1 protein-coding gene is annotated in these 333 nt (G+C 44.4%); it reads left to right on the top strand.

Annotation, left to right across the window (positions count from 1 at the left end):
* Positions 1-333: hypothetical protein (locus R2R70_RS19350; RefSeq protein ID WP_410978800.1), on the top strand; the 333-nt coding region annotated here is incomplete at both ends.

The following is a 333-nucleotide window of genomic DNA, read 5'->3' on the forward strand; positions in this document are numbered from 1 at the left end:
CTGACTCACGTTCATGGCAAACAGGTTTTGCTATTCAGCAAGACTCAGATTGGACAGATAAACTTCATACAAGCGTAGGTTACCGAGTAGATTATTATGATGTAGAAGCACGTGATCCTATTGCACCACAAGGCCAAACTGCAGCAAGTGATAGCATTAACGACACACTTCAGTCAGGTCAGGTAAGCTTTAATTACAAACTAAACGCTGATTTCACAGGCTACGGTGCTGCAAGTTATAACGAGGCCACATCAAACAGTATGGCTGGCGGTAATGTGCTGGGTGGCGGCAACGTGATTAGTGCACAAAACTTTGCAACAGAAAACACACTCG

This window comes from Cobetia sp. SIMBA_158, assembly GCF_046566945.1.
Lineage (GTDB): Bacteria > Pseudomonadota > Gammaproteobacteria > Pseudomonadales > Halomonadaceae > Cobetia > Cobetia amphilecti.